This window comes from Sporocytophaga myxococcoides, assembly GCF_000775915.1.
Classification (GTDB): Bacteria; Bacteroidota; Bacteroidia; order Cytophagales; family Cytophagaceae; genus Sporocytophaga; species Sporocytophaga myxococcoides_A.
In genome coordinates, this window is sequence record NZ_BBLT01000011.1 from 104,139 (window position 1) to 123,566 (window position 19,428).

Below are 19,428 nucleotides of genomic sequence, written 5' to 3' on the forward strand. Positions count from 1 at the left end.
GTAAATATATTAAATTAAAGCTATGGTAATTTTAGGTTATCTGTTTGCGATACTAATAGGACTCACGCTTGGCCTCATTGGGGGAGGAGGATCCATACTAACGGTACCAGTATTGGTTTATCTTTTAAAACTAAGTCCGGTTACTTCTACAGCATATTCACTCTTTGTTGTCGGCTCAACTTCATTGGCAGGTGCAATTAGTTACTTTAGGAAAAAACAATTGTGTTACAGAGCTGCAATTGCATTTTCAGTACCATCCTTCTTGTCTGTTTTCCTAACCAGACGATTTTTGGTACCACTCCTACCCGAGACAATTGCGGAATACTCAGGTATCGCGCTGAATAAGGAAGTATTGATCATGATTGCCTTTGCAATATTGATGGTTGTATCTTCTTATTCCATGATCAAAAAACAATTGAAAAAAACTATAAGTGAAGAAGAGTTTAATCCTCTGACAATTAAATTTAATTATTCCATGATAATTTTTGAAGGACTAATTCTCGGAGTACTTACAGGTTTTGTAGGAGCAGGAGGAGGATTCCTGATCATTCCGGCATTGGTACTTTTTGTCGGACTCCCGATGAAAGTAGCGATCGGCACATCGCTGTTGATTATTGCGGCAAACTCCCTTATTGGTTTCACCGGTGATCTTTATGCAGGACTGAACGCTGACTGGAATTTTCTTTTGGTATACACAGCATTTGCACTGGCAGGAATTTTCATTGGTATGATTTTATCAAAAAAAGTACAGGGGGATAAATTAAAACCTGCTTTTGGTTATTTTACACTTGTACTTGGATTATTTATTATAATCAAAGAAGTATTGTTTCACCCTTAATTTATTATATGAAAGTAGAACAAATTTATACTGGCTGCCTCGCACAGGGTGCATACTATATTGAATCTGCGGGAGAAGTAGCCATCATAGATCCTCTAAGAGAAGTAGGACCTTATATAGCCAGAGCTGAAAAAGCGGGTGCTAAAATCAAATATATATTTGAAACACATTTTCATGCTGACTTTGTATCCGGTCATCTGGACCTTAGCAGAAAAACTGGTGCTCCTATAGTCTATGGCCCCACAGCTACGACTGAATTTGATTCAATAGTTGCAGTTGATGGTCAGGAATTCAAATTAGGGAATGTCACCATAAAGGCATTGCATACTCCCGGGCATACGCTTGAAAGTACTGTTTATCTTTTGAAAAATGAAGAAGGAAAAGACTATGCTATATTCACCGGAGATACCTTGTTTCTGGGAGATGTAGGCCGACCGGACCTTGCTCAGAAGGCTGGTCAGATTACAGCAGAGGACTTGGCCGGTATGCTTTATGATAGCCTCATGAACAAAATTATGCCTCTGGCAGATGAAGTAATCGTGTATCCTGCACATGGAGCCGGAAGCGCTTGCGGTAAAAACATGATGAAGGAAACAACCGACACATTGGGCAATCAGAAAAAAACTAATTATGCACTGAATCAGCCTGACAAAACCACCTTCATAAAAGAAGTTACAGATGGGCTATTACCTCCGCCTGCTTATTTTCCGCTTAATGCAGCTTTAAATAAAAATGGTTATGAAAGTTTTGATGAAGTGCTCAATCATGGACTTAAACCTCTTAGTTCTTCAGAATTAGAGGACCTTGCAGATGCCACAAACGCTCTGATATTAGATACAAGGGCCAACACAGAGTTTTATAAATCATTTATTCCGCAGTCAATTAATATTGGATTGAATGGCGACTTTGCTCCCTGGGTTGGTGCACTGATAGAAGATGTAAAGCAGCCGATAATACTGGTAACAGAACCGGGAAAAGAAGAAGATGCTGTAACACGATTGAGTCGAGTAGGTTTCGACAATATCCTAGGGCATCTCAAAGGGGGTATTCAATCATGGCTAGCAGAAGGAAAAGAAACCGATTCTGTAAACCGCATAGATGCCGAAGAATTTTCAAGGAAAATTAAGATTGGGGAAAGTAAAGTAATTGATGTCAGAAAAGAGACTGAATACTCTGCAGAGCATGTGCAGGATGCATTTAACAAACCGCTTGCCTATATTAATGAATGGATAAAAGATATTGACCCGAAAGAGCATTTTTATCTCCATTGTGCCGGTGGGTATAGAAGCATGATAGCTGCATCTATATTACAAGCAAGGGGTTATAGAAACTTTACAGAAATTGCAGGCGGTTTCGGGGCTATTGCTAAAACCTCTGTTCCCAAAACGGATTTCATTTGTCAAAGCAAATTACTAAAGGTGTAGGATAAAAAAAGAAGTGAAAAGCTGAAAGCTTAAAACAAAAGGAAATAGAGTCAAAATGCTTATTTTATAGACAGTATAGCAAAACGAAAGACGTCCTTTTTCTATTTAAAGAAAAATCATTTTCTTTTTGCTATTTCAGAGACAAGTAAAGAGAGCTTACAAGTTGCGGATCCTTTGAATGCTCACGGATGGCAAAGGAAAGCAAATCTGTTTGTGTTACATGTACCTCTAAAGATAATTTTAGTGGGTTCTAAGCACTAGGATTCATAATCTAAAGCAGACATTTTAATAAATGCATCATGAATATTATAGAATTTATATCTCAACCCTGGCCATGGTATGTGGCTGGACCACTAATCGGACTAACAGTTCCCATTCTTTTACTAATCGGCAATAAATCTTTCGGAATAAGTTCAAACCTTCGGCATATCTGTGCTGCATGTATTCCTGCGAAAATTCCCTTTTTCCAATATGATTGGAAAAAAGAAACATGGAACTTGTTCTTTGTTGCAGGCATTGTTATTGGAGGTTTTATAGCAGCTACATTTCTAAATAATCCTGAGCCGGTTATAGTTAACCAGAAACTTGCTACAGATATGGCAGCATATGGCATTACGAATTATCAAAACATAGTGCCTGAAGATCTATTTAACTGGAATGCCTTATTCTCACTAAGGGGATTTCTTCTAATGGTTGTAGGTGGGTTCCTCGTAGGTTTCGGGACAAGATATGCGGGAGGTTGCACCAGTGGCCATTCCATCATGGGATTGTCAACATTGCAATGGCCTTCACTAATCGCAACATGCTGCTTTATGGCAGGAGGCTTTATTATGGCAAATCTTATTCTCCCACTTATTCTTTCTCTTTAAAAAATTTAACTTTCATGACACATCAGGAAATATATCGATCAGGCCCTTGGTGGCATTATATCAAGTATGGAATAGTTGGAATAATCTTCGGAATTGTCTTTACTAAAGCAGAAATTATAAGTTGGTTCCGCATTCAAGAAATGTTCAGGTTGGAGTCCTTCCATATGTATGGCGTAATTGGAAGTGCTGTTGCAACAGGATTAATCTCAGTATTGCTTATCAAGAAATTCAATATCAAAACAGTTAGCGGAGAAGAGATAAATTTTTATCCTAAAACTTTCAATAAGGGACAGGTGTATGGAGGATTGTTGTTTGGGTTTGGTTGGGCTATGACAGGAGCTTGTCCCGGACCACTATTTGCTCAGATAGGAACAGGAGCGACTGTCATTATAATCTCATTATTAAGCGCAATAACTGGTACATGGGTTTATGGCTATTTCAGGGAAAAACTTCCTCATTAAAACCGGATCTATCATAACCAGATAAAAAAATATTTGGATTAGTGGTTTAATTCCCATCGTAAGACAATGCGAACATTAGTTAATAATGAATCTCATTGTTTAGTTTTGTCATTTTTCTCATTAATGAGTAATCAAAGGAATCAAGGGCTGTGATGAAATTAAAAATTTCCCACAGCCCAATTTTAAAACCAGCGAGAACTAACGCATTAATTGTATAAATTAATTTAATGCTCATTCCCTGTTTAAAAATTATTCTCTCCTTCAAACAAATTTCAATTTTTTCAATCTAAGTATATGAAAACTTTATTTTGAAACCGGAATCAAAAAATTAGAGAAGGGGATAAAAAAATTTTCGGAAGGAAATGAACAAGTCATAAACAATCTTTTTTTTTGCCAGTTAAGGCCGTATTGAAACACATGAAATATGGGTTTAATACAAGAAAATGAAGAGCAAACAGAATGGATATATACAGGGATACCTGACTATTCCAGTAATTTCTTCAATGATATAGTGAATATAGGGTCAAGCATCGAGACAGGATTAATTTACCTGAAAAAAATTGTGTTAAAGAATTTCTAAAAGGAAAATTTAAAACTTCAACCTCTTGAAAAAAGTCGACAATGTAAAGGCTGGTATTAAAAGATGGGCCGAAAATAAAATTGGCACAAGCACTATATCAGGATTGTTCAGCAAGTATGAAAAAAAAGCTCTTTTCATCATAGAGCTTTTAAAAATTGAATTAATCAGAACAGGTTTAAGCGCCTGGACGCCTCTTTACTTTTTTATTCTGTTTATCCTGCACTACTTTAAACTTTTTGTTCACAACAACGCGTCGTCCGTTTCGGATTTCTTCCACTTGCCTGTAAATAAATTTGTCTCCTGTAGCAGTGCTCATTTTCCACCTAAGATAATACACTACCAATGCCACAAGAGCAAGCGCAAAGAACGATCCGATTGCTATAGTCTCATATTTACGTTCACCCCCAGCATAAGAACTTAATGGAGAAACAATCAATAAGACGAGTAAATAAGGGAGAATCTTAAAATTATTCATTTTTTGTATTTTTTTGATTGTGTTTTTGTGTAATTGCAAATAATCAATTATTTGTTAATGAATATAATAAGTAAAAATAAATGTACGAAATGATAAAAAATATTACAAGCATTTGACATAAAAAAAACTAAAGAAAAAAATACCTGTTTTCCTATCGTAGCCAACATGATAGCGGCAATTTTCTGAATACGCAATAAGTTCCCTTATGAAAGAACTTGCAAATTCAGTCAGAAAAACCGTTGTCTTAAGGGAGTATAATTATGAGAAAAGGTATTTTACTGCTGACCATTGTCTATTATATGACGATGACAGCCAATGCACAACACGAGATTACCGCGCTAAACCTTACTATTCAAAATCCGAAGGATGTATATTCTGTAGCTCAGGCTGGTAAAGGGCTTGCATTTTTGTTTAAGACTAACAAACAATATCAAACCATTATACTTTCTGATGATTTTAATGAGCAGAGGACAACTGTTTATAAAAGAAGTGCCAATGAAAAGAAAGAAGAGATCCTAGGTGGTCTCATCGATTCAATTTATGCTGTGTTCTATTTTCACCATCCCAAATCAAATATATTATCTCAACTAAAGGTTAACAGAATTACTGGAGAACAGTCTTACGAAAAATTTTTTGTCCTTCAGCCCAAAGAGCAGGTTCTTAAAGGCTTTAATATGGATGGAAAATTTTATTTAATTACTGTAATGCAATACAAGAATGATGTGAATGTTTATACCATTTCACCTCACATAGCAACATTGGAAGCGGATATGTATAATATGCAGTTTCCAACATTCTATGGTAGGCTGAGTAGAAAAAGCGATGGCTCTGAAGAAGCAAAACCTATAGCGATCGATGACATCAATCCTGAAACTGTCAATACGATTAGGACTGTCCATTCTGATAAAAAACTCTATCACTACAACGGAAAAATCTTCTTCACCTTTGATGATGCAGACAGAACACATTTAATTGAGATAGATACCTATAAAAAAACCTCTGTATACAAAAAGTTGAATTTTACTCTCGAGAGGACAGCAAATGTGTCGAGACAACAAGGTAATAGCTTCATTAGCGATAATACACTTTTCAGAATAAGTATGAATCCTGATCAGATGAACCTAACAGTTTTAAATCTTGACACTATGAGCATGCTGGCTACATACAACATTTTCCCTGAGGAAAACGAAGTGAACATCGCTAATTCACCAATCATTCAGCAAGGTATAATTGTGGGGTTTGACAATAACGATGAAAAAATAATCAGGAAGCCATCACAGTTCTTCAAAAAAGCCCTTGGTGGGAATATTGCTATTGTGGTGAATAAGACAGCTAATAACAAGCTGGCAATACAAATAGGATCTTATGAGGAATTTACTGTTTACAAAGGTGCTGGTACTGGAATGCCAATTAGTTCCGGATCTTCGTTTAGTCCATATTCCACAGCATCTCTTGGTTATGGCTATCCCGCCTTCGGATACTCTTCCTACTTTCCAAATAGTGGTCCGACTATGACCAGAATAAATCTAGTGCATTTTGAAAGTTTGTTTGACAATAACTTTATTCACCTTGAAGGTAATGTGCCAAAGAGTGCAATGCAGAAGATTACGGATTTTAAAGAAGATAAATTCGGTCCAGCTGGACCTGAGGTCAATAATACCATAGCATATAAACAAAATGTAGTTTTGGGGTACCTGAATAAAAGGACAAATAAGTTCCAGTTATTAGAATTTAAAAAATAAATAATCCCCCTTTTAAATTAATAGTAAAAAGGCTGCCTCTTTGTGGGGCAGCCTTTTCTATGAGCAAGTGAAAACCATTATTAAAATGCTTTTCTGATTTGCTCAGTGTGTGCTCCCGGAGTTACATCATTAATGATTTCACTTATATTGCCCCTCTCATCAATAATAAAAGTAATCCTGGAAGTTCCCATGAGTTTCTTCCCATCCCGTTCCTTTTCAACCCATGTTCCATATTTTTCATGAATAGATTTGTCCACATCTGCAATAAGAGTAAAGGGTAGAGCATGCAGTCTTTTAAAAGTTTTATGAGAAGCTTCGTCATCAGCGCTCACGCCTAAAACTGTGTAACCCTCCTTTTGCAGAAGGTCATAATTATCTCTAAGATTACAGGCTTCCTTTGTACATCCTGGAGTGTTGTCTTTCGGGTAAAAATAAAGGATTACCTTTTTTCCCTTGAATGAACTAAGTGTGACAGTTTTTCCGTCCTGATCTTTACCCGAAAAATTCGGAGCCGCATCTCCAACTTTAAGCTTTGCAGGCCTACTGCAAGACAAGAGAAATAAGGCTAAAATGATTGATTGAATGAATGCTTTCATAACAGGATAATAGGACTTCCTCACAAAATTAAATCAGATATATCAAACCAAAAAATCATACCACAACGGAAATATGAATCTCCAGCCTTTAATAGAAGCAGCCTTTACTTTGGCTATTCAAATTACCTAATAAAAACAACATCCTTATGAATTCTACTTTTGTAATCGTCAAGGGTTGTCGAAGGAAATAATTCAATAAAGTCTATTTGGTCGTGGGTAACAGAAATAGCAAAACCTTCCTCAGGATATACATATAAGTTACTCGTCTTACCTGCTCGCGACGAGAGACGATGGCCCTCACCATATTCTGAAGCAATTTTCTTTAAGGACAAATTACCTAAACGGGTATCATCATTTATATATATCATTGTAAGCTTATCTCCCATGAAATAAAAATATCCTGGAAGAGTATCCGGTTTATGAACTCTGGATAAACCCTTCAGTTTGATATAGCTTACTTCTTTATCTATTTCATTATCCTTTATGCCAAATTCTTTGACCAATGAAGGAAAATCATATTTTCTATATCTTATTAGTTCTTCCATTTCAGAAAATTTATTTCCAGTTTGAACTATTAAATTGATAATTATATGAAATACTAACGCAATGTTGAATAACAGGTTCTCCATAGGTTTATTAATATTTGAATCAGATAAACTATTACGGTATTACTACCTTTTCAGATGCCCATCCTGATCCCGTTTCTATATTCAGGAAGTATACTCCCGGGGCTAAACAAGAGAGATCCAATACTTTTTTAACAGAATTAGCCTCAAGGATTTTGTTATCAAGTGGTATATCAATTCCAGCTAAATCGTTTAGTTTGATATTTACTGAATTATAATACCCGCCCTCAAAAAAAATATTGAGTTTACCTGAGCATGGATTGGGAAAAACATTTATTTCAACCTTCTCTTCCGTTGTCACTATGGATGACGTTTCCCTCCTGCCTTCATCATCAATTTCAACAACTCTGTAATAGGAAGGTCCAGGTATTCCCTTTATATCTTCAAAAGAATAGTTCGCAATAGATCCAAAACTCCCTTTTGCTTTTATCTTTCCAATAGACTCAAAATTAATTCCATCTGAAGATCTTTGTACTTCAAAATAGTTACTGGCTCTTTCTGATAATGTCCTCCACATTAGAAGAGTGACAGGGCTTTTATTAATTACACTTATATCCAGAAAATGAGTAGGAAGAGCGCAGCTTTCAACAAATTTTATATCATCTATCCCAAAGTCATTTCCTCCTGCAGTGGTGTTTTGATCCAGTATTGTAATAGTGGCAGTTGTAGCACTACCGGAATTCCACATTATGTCAAAGTTTTCCCAAGTATTCACAGAAGATGGAGCATAAAAAATACTTCCCAGAATATCTGAGTTTATGGAAAACTGTAGTTGGGCTACATCTCCTAAAGTTAAGCTGGTTACCCATGCAGAAAAATTATATTCAGTTTGGGGATTAACGTTTATAGTCTGAGTCCAGACAACAGTCTCCGAAGTCCCTGCTCCATTTACTATTAAGAAGTTCCCACTATTGGTTGTATGGTCTGCTCCTGAAAATCCAGGGTGATATTTTTCAACATTATGAGCAACGGTATATGTTTCTTCTGCATAAAGACAATTTTCGCTATCACAGAACTGATATGATGAAGAAAAGCCCATGTTGCCAGCAGAAAAATCACTGTTAACAACAAGGTTATTAAAATGGCATTGCGCAAAAGCACTAGAGTATAAGGAAAAGGCTGCCATTATAATAATTATAAACTCAGGGCGGTAAGCTGATTTCATAAAAATTACAAGTTTTAGTACTCAAATGTAGTAAAAAAATGAGAGACTAAATGCTAGTTTATTAAAGTTCAACTGGCTAAGGGGTATTTAAATTCCAAAGCTCTTCGTAAGATCTTTTTAGAATTAAATTAATTTCCATATTTGTGATTTTTCAGGATAGAGCTAGTATTAAAAATGACTTACTTCGATATCTTGTAATATCATTTTTTTTCTCCATTCTTAGACTATAACAAGCCTGCTTCTGGAATTCGTTTTGTAAAAAATATGGTTAAGGTACTGCATTGTATCATATGGATAATTATATCAATATTTATCCATTGTGGATTAAGAGCAAAATCAAAAGTTACATCTATTCTACTGAAGATAGTCTATTAGTAATTCAATTAAAAATCGGTTAACTATGTTTTGGTAAGTATAATTTTACAGTTACAAAAGGATATTAAGAAGTTAAAAAAAAAAGAAATGTTGATTTGAGATTCCTTAGTTTTTCCTAGTTTTTCTAGATTAAATTAAAAAAAGTTTTCTTAAATAATTCTCATTCGATTGAGAGTGCCTCTATCAACCTTTCCTTTGGGTCTAATTTAACAAAGCGTCCGATCAATAAACCTTGGATTGAATATGAACTGAACGAATTTCGACAAGTGAATCTCCATACGGATATTTTTTTTAGTATTTAATATTCTTCATAGGGAAAAATTAATGGCATAAGAATCTGGGAATAGTAATACGAAATTATTTTTTAAACAATTCTAATGAAATTCTAATCTGAGCCTTATGGCATCTTAATGTGGCAATAATATTTTTGTTTACCCACAAAGTAGTGTGGTATTAAAATTTTAAGCTGTAAAAAAGTAGAGATATGAAGACATTAACCAAAGAAATGCAAGCTTCTATAACGCCTCAACAGGCTTTTGAACTGTTAAAAAGGGGGAATGAAAGATTCATTAATAATCTGAAGGCAAATCGTAACCTACTACAACAGGTGAATGAAACTTCTGATGGTCAACATCCATTTGCAGTAATTTTAAGCTGCATCGATTCACGCACCTCTGCTGAGTTAATTTTTGACCAAGGGCTTGGAGATATATTTAGTATCCGCATTGCCGGCAACATCCTAAATGATGATATAATTGGCAGTATGGAGTTTGCATGCAAATTGGCAGGTGCAAAGATTATAGTGGTATTGGGACATACAAAGTGCGGTGCAATTAAAGGTGCTTGTGATCATGCAAAGTTGGGAAGTCTTACAACATTATTAGATAAGATAAAACCCGCTATAGATTGTGAAAACACTATTAAGGAAAATCGAAATTCTTCTAATTCAGAATTTGTTGAGAAGGTTGCAGATCTTAATGTAAGGCTAACAGTAAATGCAATTAAGGAAAGAAGTCCTATACTTAGCAATATGATCCAAAATGGAGAGGTTAGTTTAGTGGGGGGAATGTATGATGTTGGATCAGGATTAGTGACCTTTTATGATGAAACTATAGAAGCAAATGTTAAAATGGAGGCAGAAGAAAGCCTTATCAAATAACCATTCCTCTTTATTACCTGGCTTGTAGAATTACAAGCCAGTTTCCCTTACATAATTAATTTTTCACTGCCAATATCAACTTTCAAGAGCAATCAATATTTTTTATTATGTTTCATTGGTCCTCAATAAGTAAAAAAGAAAAGGGCTAAATAGAAATTACTACATTTAATATTTTACATTTATATTCTAATTGCCTTGTCAAGTATTATAAGGTTAAGTATTAGATGTGTTTGATGATTACCTGAGGACTTCTTAAAGTTTAATAATCCTTTTTTAAACACTTTTGTAAAAGTTTTTTATCCACATGAATATTTATTCTTCAAGGTAACATTCAGCTTTTATCTACATTAGGAATTGACTTATATAAAAGTCTTTCAAAATCCTGTGGTCCTATTTTCATAGGTCCTCTGTATGGATACATAAAAGTAATAATCAAAAACAGGACAAAACTTATCATTGCACATTGCAGAAGAGTTAATATGATATGTATTTGGATAGGTTTAATCACAAAGAAAAAACCACTAAAGACAGAAATGAATATGCAACAGAATATTATAATCCACATAGGTTCTGGTACTATATTCTGACTGGATTTAAGTAACCTGTGCCTCCTTAGTTCAGATGCTTTGATCAGAGTTTCAAGCAATATTTTTCGGGTATCTTCTTCTTCCACGTTTTTCGTTTTTAGCTTTAATACATAAAGCTGAAAATCATTTATAATTTTACTTACCGCAGTTCCATTACCACCATTCTCCATTTCAGGCCATGATATTTCAATTGTTGTTTTAATAATTTGCCTAACAAAGTTTTGAGCTAATATACAATCTGAATGTTCCAGACCTCTGGCATTTCTATAGATGTTGAGATAATTAGACATTTCAGTTGTAATGTTTTCCTTCTCATCCTGATAATTTTTCCAAGTTTCAACTAAAACCATTGCTAATAGAAAACCGAGAATGGCTCCGTTGATGGTGAAAAATGGAACGATAAACCTTGATGCGTTTAATTTATTTTCAATAGTATGAAAGAATTTATGCACAAAAATCAAGGTGCAGATAGAGATGATCGAAATCGTTAAGAAGATCAGTGCAAATAATAAGAAAGGATTTAAACCAGCCAGATAAAAGGTCATAATTATATGGTATTAGAATTGACTTTTAATTCTAAGTGTTTAAGTTTAACGTCTATTCATTATTGCTGAAGATGATGCTTATTGTTGTTTAAAGTATACGCTAAAAGTAGAACCTTTACCTTTTTCACTTTCTACTTCTATTTTGCCGCCTGCATCGTCTATAATTCTTTTAATTATGTATAATCCTATACCCGTTCCCTCTGTTTCTGTATTAAATCTTTTAAACATCTTAAATAGCTTAGTGTGCTTCAAATCTATTCCGATGCCATTATCAGAGACAGATAGAATGGCATAATTGTCTTGCTTATAACATTTAATTGATACTTCAGGCGTTCTTTCTGATCTGTATTTTATAGCATTGCTTAGCAGATTCATTACAATACTTCTCAGATCTTTTTTTGAAAATTCTATAGTAGGACAATTTTCTAAATTTAAGCTTATCTCAGCATTATTTTTTTTAATTTGGTCAAAGAGGAGTATCTGCACATCATCAATTATTTCACTCAAATTCTGAGGAGCAATATCATCTTTTTCCATTCTTTGGATCTTGGAGATTTCAGTCAGGTCCATGATGGTGTTTTTTAATTTGGAAATGGATGTCTTGATCATCTCAATGAGAGAGATAACTTCTTTTTTTTTAAATGTCGGGTCAGAAGTAACATCATCAAGCATCGTTGTCAATCCTTCAATATTTGCTATAGGGGCTTTTAGATCATGTGATGCAGTATAGATAAAATTATCAAGATCAGTGTTTATTTTCAGAAGGGAGTCATTTTTTTCATTCAGGTCTTTTGTGCGAGCTTCTACTTTCTTTTCGAGTTCCATATTCAATTTATGCAACATACCTTCAGTTTCCATCAACTCTTCAGTGGTTTTTTGAAGCTCCAGATTAGACTGGTTTAACTTGGAGATATTTCTTTTTTGATCTGTTATATCATAAGATACGCCTAAGTATCCTTTAAAATTTTTATCGATATCATAAAATGGACGTCCTAAACTTAAGATCCATCTATATTGTCCATCATACCTTTTAACCCTTAATTCAATTTCGAATGCACTTTTATTCTTTGAGGCATTATCAAAAGTGGTCATTAACCGCTCGTAATCTTCTTTTGGTATAGAGGCCGACCAATCCTTTTTTAATTCATCTTCCAGGCAACTTCCTGAAAATTTTAACCATGTTTTGTTGTAATATACAGGTGCTCCATCAGCATTTGTTCTCCAGATCAATGCAGGAAAATCTTCTAAGATAGTTAAGTAGAAATCTCTTGATTGCTTTAATCTTTCTTCTGTTTGTTTTTTTTCAAGAAACGTTCCCAGTTGAATTGCAAGAGATGTTACAACTCTTGTGAAAATAATATCCTCTTCTTTCGATTCGGTAAAGTAAAACATCAGGGACGCGAAAACTTCACCTTCATGTGTTACAATTGGCACTCCTAAGGCACTCTTTAGACCTACTTGTGCTGCAATTTCTTTTCTCTTAAAATCACTGTCGTGGCTTGTTATATCTGGATTCCATACCGTTTTATTCAGGAATACACTTCCGGTCATTCCTTCACCAATCTTGAATGTAGCTAGCTTACTTACTTCGAAAAATGGTAAAAATTTTTCTTCACTCATATACCATACCGGAGCATATTCAATTATGTATTTACCCCTGTTTAAAACCCAAGCTTCTCCGCAATTCCATCCGGCTTCCTGGCAAATAAACTTGATAGTCAGACTTAGAGCATTATTGAAATTATCAGCTTTGCTTATTGAAGCAGAAATCGTCTGAAGGATTTCCATTTCCTTCATAATTTTATGTTTTTCAGAAGTATTTCTGATTATTCCTGCAAAATAATATTTTCCTTTTTCTGTCCAGGCTGATAGGGATAGCTCGATAGGAAACTCAAATTGATTTTTATGTATAGCTGATATCTCAAATGTTTTCCCTATCAATGTTGATTGACCGCTGTTAATAAATCTTTTTATTCCTTTTAAGTGAGCATTACGATGTCTTTGAGGCATTAGAATAGTTAAGCTTTCTCCAATGATTTCTTCTTGTTGGTAGCCAAATAGTTCAAGTGCCTTCTTGTTACAATACAATATTGTTGAATTCTCATCTGCTATAAAGATGGAATCTGTAGCAAATTCAGTGACTGCTTTAAAACTGTTTTCCGACAATTTAATCCGAGGCTCTTTACTTTTCATGCGGTTCTTAGAAATGCCACTGATAAATTATTTTCGATGTTTAAGTAAACAATTTTTTCTCTTTTAAATCATTCCGAAAATGAATGGCTATGTATTTCTTTATAATATTTAAATAAAAAAATTACTTTAATTGTTTTGAGCAATGCTAACACCGTCTTAGATCCTATCGCCTTTTAGTTTGGTCAATAAAAAAGCCTCTTGATAATAAGAGGCTTTGTCATAAATAATCATCGTTATTAGCTTTAACTCGCTATAGATTTTAAAAATATTATTCCAGTTATTATTGAACAATGAAAATCTGTGGAAGTCAAAGAAAGTTTCTTTATGTACAGATTCTTTATGCGTTGACGTAGATGAGCATTATTATCATGGAGACCTATTTTTTTAATGCTTCCCTCACTTTTGGTGCTATTTTGGTTCCGAAAATTTCAATCGATTTCATAAGAGATGTATGGGAGGGGCCCCCTACATCCATGTGGGCTGAAAATCTGGTGAGTCCGAATAGTTCGTTCAGCTCAAGGATCTTGTCGATTGCTTCACTTGCATCGCCAATAATAAGATGACCATTTTGTCCACGGCCATAATCAAATTGGCTGCGGGAAAATGGCTGCCAGCCTCGTGTCCGGCCAATACGATTCATCTGTTCAGAATAGACAGGGAAGTATTCATCTGCTATTTTCTTACTATCTTCTCCGAAGAAACAATGCATGTGTACGCCTACCTGAAATCTGGTCATATCATGATTGAAATGCTGATACACATCCTGATAATACTGGAATAATGGTTGGAACTGTGCAGGATTCCCACCAATGATAGCAAAGATTACTGGCAAGCCAACCTTCCCGGCGCGTAGAACTGATTCAGGAGTGCCTCCAACTGCTACCCATATCTTTAACCGATCGTTTACTGCTCTTGGTAATACTTCCTGGTTGTTTAATGATGTCCTGTATTTGCCTTTCCAGGATATAGGGTTTTGTGTATTTATTTTAAGTAAAAGGTCCAACTTTTCTTCAAACAAGTCATTGTAATCTTTTAAATCAAATCCATAGATAGGGAATGATTCTATAAAGCTTCCTCTTCCGGCAGTAATTTCTGCTCTACCATTGCTTATCTGATCGATGGTAGCAAAGCTTTGGTAGATTCTAACCGGGTCGGATGAGCTTAGCACTGTCACAGCGCTGCCTAATTTAATTTGCTTGGTAACAGTGGAAGCTGCAGCCAACACAATTTCGGGTACAGATACTGCATAATCAGGGCGATGATGCTCCCCGATGCCAAAAAAGTCGAGGCCTACCTCATCCATCAGTTTTATCTCCTCGATCAGCTCACGTAAACGCTCTCCTGCAGGAAGAGGTTGTCCATTCTGATCATAATGATTATCGCCAAACATGCCTATGCCGAGTTCCATAAGTTCTATTTTTTTCTTGTAAAGATAGGAAAAGAACGACTTACTGATGGTGCGTGTTTGTGAGTTACTTTTATATTTTATTTATTACCTGATAAGTAGTTTTTATTATCAGTTATTAAGTGAGGAAAAGTTTATGGTTTAAATTCGATCATCTCACTCGGTTTCCATCCTAATCTATGTTAATTGACATATACAGATTCTCTTTTTTTAATTCAAATGCCCTTCTGGCTAAATATGAAACGACCTCAGGCCGCCCCCCCCAAATAGTGTTGTGAAAAATAAGGTTTCACCGGACAAATATTAAGTGGGCTTCAAAAGGCTATAAAACAAAAACATTAGACCCACGGAAAATTTGTACTAAGCCAATGACTATGCATATATTTGTAAATGCTTGATCACAAATAATCTGTATGAATGAGTCGATTCTAACATCAAAGCAACGTGAGCTTATTGAGAAATTGGGAGTGGCCCACGAAAAATCAGGAATGCAACCTGTACCTGCCAGAATATTAGGTCTTTTGCTGGTTTCTGATAAAACCGAACTTTCCTTCGAAGAAATTCAGAATAGTTTAAAAATTAGCAAAAGTTCTACAAGTGCCTCTCTGAACCTTCTTATTTCTTTAAATAGAATTGAATACATCACTTATTCTGGTGTGAGAAAAAGATATTTCCGGTTAAAAATCTTTAATTGGAAGGAGGATATGAAAAAGAAGATGGAAGAAATTTCTGAAATAAGTACTCTGTTCAAGGAAGTTATAAAACAAAGGTCTAAATCCACAAAAGAATTTAACCAGTCCTTATACGAAATCGTTGATTTTTTCGATTTCTTCAATGATGAAGTTCCGGCGATTTTTAAAAAATGGGAGCAGAAGCATAAAAAAAATAAAGAAGTTAAATGAAGTTCTTTATTTTAGTTAATTTAGTTCAGGATTTCCAGAACCAAAGCTAACATTAGGTTTAACTCTGGACGACATCATTACAATAGAGGAATTAAGTTTACATGATTTTGAGTAAAGTTTACAATTTAAGTCTCTCCGCATTTAAAGGCAGACTTTTATTAATGGTGTTAGTTTATTTAGTTTCTGCTAAAAGCTATTCACAGATTAAACACACTATCAGCGGGATAGTTAAAGATAATGCAACAGGTGAGGTTTTAACAGGTGCAACAGTTTCTGTTAAAGAAACAGTAACAGGCACTGTAGCCAATGAAAATGGATATTACTTCTTATACCTTCCACAAGGCAATTATACCTTGTTGGTTAATTTTTTTGGGTATAAATCTAAGGAAATCAAAGTAGAGCTTGTAAAGGATGTTACAATAAATATATCAATGTCCGAAGATGTTGATGAACTTAAGGAAGTAATTGTTACTACTGAAAAGAAAAACGACAACATTACTAAAGCAGAAATCGGAGTTGAAAAGCTTGAGGTAAAAGAGATTAATAAAATACCTGTGTTGTTGGGAGAAAAAGATATTATTAAATCCATTCAGCTCATTCCAGGTGTTAAATCCGGGGAGGGTACTGCCGGTTTTTATGTTCGAGGTGGAGGTGTAGATCAGAACCTAGTATTGTTGGATGATGCTCCCATTTATAACGCATCACATTTGCTTGGCTTTTTCTCTGTATTTAATTCTGATGCTATTAACGATCTTACAATTTATAAAGGAGGAATTCCAGCTCAGTTTGGCGGAAGATTGTCTTCAGTATTGGATATAAGGTCTAATGAGGGCAATTATAAAAAGCTAAGTGCAAACGGAGGAATAGGTCTTATTTCTTCAAGGTTAAATATAGAAGCTCCGATTATTAAGGATAAAGCATCTATCATGCTTGCAGGCAGAAGGTCCTATGCAGACTTATTCCTGAAGCTTTCACCTGAGGAGGGTCTTAAGAACTCAAAGCTTTATTTTTATGATCTGAATGGTAAACTAACTTTTCGTCTTGGAGAGAAAGACAGAGTTTTTATAAGCGGATATTTTGGAAGAGATGTTTTAGGATATAAAAAGTTATTCAATTTCGACTGGGGTAATGCAGCAGCAACTGTGAAATGGATGCACACGTTCAATGATAAATGGTATTCAAGCACATCTTTAATTCACTCTGATTACAGATACAGAATAAAACTTGACTTTAGCGGAACGTCATTATTTATTATCTCTAAGATCAATAATAATCAGCTAAAACAGGATTTTCAATATGTCCCCAGTGCCAGAAGCAAACTTAATTTTGGAGCGATTACTTCTTACCTTAAAGTTGTCCCTGGTATAGTTACGACAAAGTCAGATAATACCGAAAATGAAGAGAAACTAAGCAATAAAGTAGGATGGGAAAATGCAGCTTATATTTCTCATGATTTTAAGTATTCAGAGAAGTTAAACTTAGTTTATGGACTTCGTTTAACTTCTTTCTCTGTGCTTGGTCCTGGTGATTTTCTTGATATCGATAAAAATGGGAATACACTTGACACCTCATCATATGCAAGCGGAAAGATTGTTAAAACTTATGTAAACCTTGAACCAAGATTTGCTGCAAGTTATGTATTCAATGAAAGGTCTTCAATTAAGGCTGCCTATTGCAGAACCACCCAGAATGTTCATTTGCTAAGCAACAGTACTTCCGGAAGCCCTACTGACCAGTGGATACCTACAAGTAAATATGTAAAACCGGAAATAGGAGATCAGGTTTCTGTAGGGTATTTCAGAAATTTTGATGAGAACAAATATCAGTTTTCTGCTGAGGCATATTACAAAGACATGCAGAACCAGGTAGATTTTAAAAACAATGCACAGCTTGGTCTGAATAATAATGTCGAAAATCAAATACTGATTGGTAAAGGCAGAGCCTATGGTATTGAGTTCTTTTTGAAAAAGAAGTATGGAAAATTTAATGGATGGATCGGATATACAATATCAAAAACGGAAAGAAAATTTGATCTTATAAATGAAGGTTCCTACTATCCTGCTAAGCAGGACAGACGTCATGATATTTCTGTTGTAGGAATTTACGAGTTATCTTCTAAGTGGACGTTATCAGGTTCCTGGGTATATTATACAGGAAACGCTATTACATATCCAAGTGGTAAATACTATGCAGATAACAGAGTGCTCTTTTATTACGGAGATAGGAACCAGGACAGAATGCCGGATTATCATCGTCTGGATATCGGAGCTACTTGGATCAGGAAGAAAACTGAGAAATTTGAATCCAGCTGGACGTTTTCTATCTATAACCTTTATGGAAGAGCCAATCCGTATATGATTTATTTCAGACAGAATGAAGCAGATGCATCTAAAACGGAAGCAGTCAAAGTGACACTTTTTAAAATGGTACCATCTTTTACTTATAATTTTAAATTCTGATAATATATGGAAATGAAATATAGTCAGTTTGCATATATTGCTTTTATTTCAGCGATATCTTTTCTTTTATCTTCATGTGAAAAGGTCATAGACCTAAAGCTCAGAGATTCGGATGCAGGCATCGTGATAGAAGGTGCGGTAACAGATCAGCCAGGACCATACAAAGTTAAGATTACCAGAAAAGTTAATTTTGATGAACCAAATGTTTTCCCTCCTGTAAATGGTGCTACTGTTGTTATCTCTGACAATATGGGTAACATAGATACGTTGAATCAAGTTGGGCCTGGTCTTTATGAAACTAATTCAATTGTTGGTATAGCTGGCAATACATATACGCTTAGCGTTGGTGATCAGGGAAAAACTTATACTGGACAATCTGTTATGCCACAGCCAGTCGCTATAGATAGCATATCTATTGACTATTTTCTCTTTGGAGGCCCTGATACGGCAAAATATGTAAAAATAGATTTCAGGGATCCTAAAGGGATAAAAAACTATTATAGGGTTCTTGAAGTATTCAATGGGGATACACTTGATGGAATACACATTTTAAACGATGATTATCGCGATGGGCAAAGATTTACACAGCCTATCTTTGAAGATGGGGAGGGTGATAGTTATCAGACATTCAAATCAGGCGATGTTGTTACGATACTTCTCTTATCTATCAATGAAAGTACCTTTAATTATTTAAGAGGAGTGGATGCAATTGCTGATGGAGGTCCGTCCAGAACACCGTCCAACCCCCCTACAAACATTTCCAAGCCTGCACTAGGTTATTTCAGTGCACATTCTGTCACCTCCAGGACAATTATCGTAAAGTAATTAGTATTACGCTTTCTTAATAAGGAAAATCAGGGATGGACCTGATTTCCTTTTTTCTATGAAAGGGTAGTATATAATGAATTAATTTTTGGAAACTATTTATTAGTCTAAACGTAGCGCTGGTAGGGTTGAAGCAAGGATAGAAATTATTATCTGCACGAAACAGTACGCTGAAATTAAATCCTATTTAAATATCCAGCAT

At 35.0% G+C, this 19,428-nt stretch carries 17 protein-coding genes; 10 read left to right on the forward strand and 7 right to left on the reverse strand.

Features of this window, described 5'->3' with window-relative positions; translation table 11 throughout:
- Positions 1-22 precede the first annotated feature (22 nt).
- The 5 genes from MYP_RS21165 (at position 23) to MYP_RS26230 (ending at position 4,172) form a co-directional block, all read left to right on the forward strand.
- On the forward strand, positions 23-838 hold the full coding sequence (locus tag MYP_RS21165; protein ID WP_045468006.1) for a sulfite exporter TauE/SafE family protein: 816 nt from the start codon (positions 23-25) through the stop codon (positions 836-838).
- 8 nt (positions 839-846) lie between these two features.
- Positions 847-2,262 (forward strand): MBL fold metallo-hydrolase, encoded by a 1,416-nt coding sequence (locus tag MYP_RS21170; RefSeq protein ID WP_045468008.1) that lies wholly within the window; start codon positions 847-849, stop codon positions 2,260-2,262.
- A gap of 299 nt (positions 2,263-2,561) precedes the next feature.
- Entirely contained in the window at positions 2,562-3,131 is a 570-nt protein-coding gene (locus MYP_RS21175; protein ID WP_197060154.1) for a YeeE/YedE family protein, read from the forward strand.
- Between the two features lie 14 nt (positions 3,132-3,145).
- Entirely contained in the window at positions 3,146-3,592 is a 447-nt protein-coding gene (locus tag MYP_RS21180) for a DUF6691 family protein (protein ID WP_045468011.1), read from the forward strand.
- 424 nt (positions 3,593-4,016) lie between these two features.
- Positions 4,017-4,172, forward strand: coding sequence for a hypothetical protein (locus MYP_RS26230; protein ID WP_156140773.1), 156 nt, complete (start codon positions 4,017-4,019; stop codon positions 4,170-4,172).
- 175 nt (positions 4,173-4,347) lie between these two features.
- Here MYP_RS26230 and MYP_RS21190 read toward each other — a convergent pair whose 3' ends face one another.
- Entirely contained in the window at positions 4,348-4,647 is a 300-nt protein-coding gene (locus MYP_RS21190) for a hypothetical protein (RefSeq protein ID WP_156140774.1), read from the reverse strand.
- A 260-nt stretch (positions 4,648-4,907) separates the two neighbouring features.
- Between MYP_RS21190 and MYP_RS21195 the strand changes: the two genes are divergently transcribed.
- Positions 4,908-6,389, forward strand: a complete 1,482-nt coding sequence (locus MYP_RS21195; RefSeq protein ID WP_156140775.1) for a hypothetical protein — start codon at positions 4,908-4,910, stop codon at positions 6,387-6,389.
- Between the two features lie 80 nt (positions 6,390-6,469).
- Here MYP_RS21195 and bcp read toward each other — a convergent pair whose 3' ends face one another.
- The 3 genes from bcp to MYP_RS21210 all read right to left on the reverse strand — a co-directional run bounded on the left by bcp (position 6,470) and on the right by MYP_RS21210 (position 8,776).
- Positions 6,470-6,985: a thioredoxin-dependent thiol peroxidase gene (bcp, locus tag MYP_RS21200; protein WP_081990630.1), complete on the reverse strand. Its 516-nt coding sequence runs from the start codon at positions 6,983-6,985 to the stop codon at positions 6,470-6,472.
- Between the two features lie 122 nt (positions 6,986-7,107).
- Positions 7,108-7,614: a hypothetical protein gene (locus MYP_RS21205; protein WP_045468022.1), complete on the reverse strand. Its 507-nt coding sequence runs from the start codon at positions 7,612-7,614 to the stop codon at positions 7,108-7,110.
- A gap of 31 nt (positions 7,615-7,645) precedes the next feature.
- Positions 7,646-8,776 carry a T9SS type A sorting domain-containing protein gene (locus MYP_RS21210; RefSeq protein ID WP_045468025.1) on the reverse strand — a complete coding sequence of 377 codons (1,131 nt, stop codon included), beginning with the start codon at positions 8,774-8,776 and terminating at the stop codon, positions 7,646-7,648.
- Between the two features lie 859 nt (positions 8,777-9,635).
- On the opposite strand from MYP_RS21210, the gene MYP_RS21215 reads away from it, so the two are divergent.
- Positions 9,636-10,310, forward strand: coding sequence for a carbonic anhydrase family protein (locus MYP_RS21215; RefSeq protein ID WP_045468028.1), 675 nt, complete (start codon positions 9,636-9,638; stop codon positions 10,308-10,310).
- Positions 10,311-10,641: 331 nt separating this feature from the next.
- On the opposite strand, the gene MYP_RS21220 is transcribed toward MYP_RS21215, so the two are convergent.
- The 3 genes from MYP_RS21220 to MYP_RS21230 all read right to left on the reverse strand — a co-directional run bounded on the left by MYP_RS21220 (position 10,642) and on the right by MYP_RS21230 (position 15,043).
- Positions 10,642-11,442, reverse strand: a complete 801-nt coding sequence (locus tag MYP_RS21220; protein ID WP_045468031.1) for a bestrophin-like domain — start codon at positions 11,440-11,442, stop codon at positions 10,642-10,644.
- A 78-nt stretch (positions 11,443-11,520) separates the two neighbouring features.
- Positions 11,521-13,635, reverse strand: a complete 2,115-nt coding sequence (locus tag MYP_RS25505) for a PAS domain S-box protein (protein WP_052430414.1) — start codon at positions 13,633-13,635, stop codon at positions 11,521-11,523.
- 376 nt (positions 13,636-14,011) lie between these two features.
- The gene (locus MYP_RS21230) at positions 14,012-15,043 is read right to left on the reverse strand and encodes an LLM class flavin-dependent oxidoreductase (RefSeq protein ID WP_045468033.1); all 1,032 of its coding nucleotides are present in this window, start codon (positions 15,041-15,043) and stop codon (positions 14,012-14,014) included.
- A gap of 410 nt (positions 15,044-15,453) precedes the next feature.
- Between MYP_RS21230 and MYP_RS21235 the strand changes: the two genes are divergently transcribed.
- From MYP_RS21235 to MYP_RS21245, 3 genes are all read left to right on the forward strand, one after another.
- Positions 15,454-15,942, forward strand: a complete 489-nt coding sequence (locus MYP_RS21235; RefSeq protein ID WP_045468036.1) for a GbsR/MarR family transcriptional regulator — start codon at positions 15,454-15,456, stop codon at positions 15,940-15,942.
- Between the two features lie 101 nt (positions 15,943-16,043).
- Positions 16,044-18,401: a TonB-dependent receptor gene (locus MYP_RS21240; protein ID WP_045468039.1), complete on the forward strand. Its 2,358-nt coding sequence runs from the start codon at positions 16,044-16,046 to the stop codon at positions 18,399-18,401.
- A 6-nt stretch (positions 18,402-18,407) separates the two neighbouring features.
- Positions 18,408-19,226: a DUF4249 domain-containing protein gene (locus tag MYP_RS21245; RefSeq protein WP_052430415.1), complete on the forward strand. Its 819-nt coding sequence runs from the start codon at positions 18,408-18,410 to the stop codon at positions 19,224-19,226.
- Positions 19,227-19,428 lie beyond the last annotated feature (202 nt).